The organism is Stenotrophomonas sp. P5_B8 (assembly GCF_054049855.1).
On sequence record NZ_JBFULO010000817.1, the window covers coordinates 1 to 729 of the forward strand.

Sequence of the window (729 nt, forward strand, 5' to 3'; positions counted from 1 at the left end):
GTATTGTTCGGTCTTCCAGCGATTCCCCTTCTAACAGGGGCGGGCTGGGGATTGGGGCATGGCTTCTTGAATATGTTCGGACTTGCTGGGCAAGGGCAGTCGGATCTGCACAGCAGTCAGCGTGCTTTGGTGGCCACCGCTCTATTTGCCATACCGCTTTATGTCGCTGTCATGGGGGTAGGGCAGCTGTTGGCGCATACGGTCCTGAAAAGCGAACGAGAGAGTCTTCTGGCGCGTTTGAACGAAGAAGCACTGCGATCACGGCTACACCAACACTTCATCTTCAACGCGCTCAATGCCATCGGCGAGCTTGGATATCGTGATGCTCCCAAAGCTGATCGAGCCTTAGGGCATGTCGCAAACTTGCTTCGAGCGTTGCTGGAAAGYGCTCCTGCGGTGGTTTTGAGGGACGAGATTGGGGCATGCGCTGAGTTCATCGAGTTGCATCAGGTGCTGTCCGGCAACATTACGTTCGTTGCGGAGATCGAGCCCGGTGCCTGGGATGCATCCGTCCCTTCGATGGTGTTGCAACCGCTTTTGGAAAATGCCATCCAGCACGGCGCGGATACTGACGGGGCAGTCGAGATCAAGATTGGCGCCAGCCTTCAAGACGGGGATCTTGTCATCAGTGTGGTGAACTCGGTCAATGGGCGCTCATCAGGCGGTCTGGGGATTGGCTTGGACCACCTCAGGAAGAGATTGGTACTGGCGCATGGGGCTGGGGCATCG

Annotated in this window: 1 protein-coding gene; it reads left to right on the forward strand. The window is 56.9% G+C overall.

What is annotated here, in order from left to right:
* Window positions 1-72: 72 nt before the first annotated feature.
* The coding region (locus tag ACXJKH_RS21625; RefSeq protein WP_457322463.1) for a sensor histidine kinase at window positions 73-729 on the forward strand (657 nt) is incomplete at its 3' end.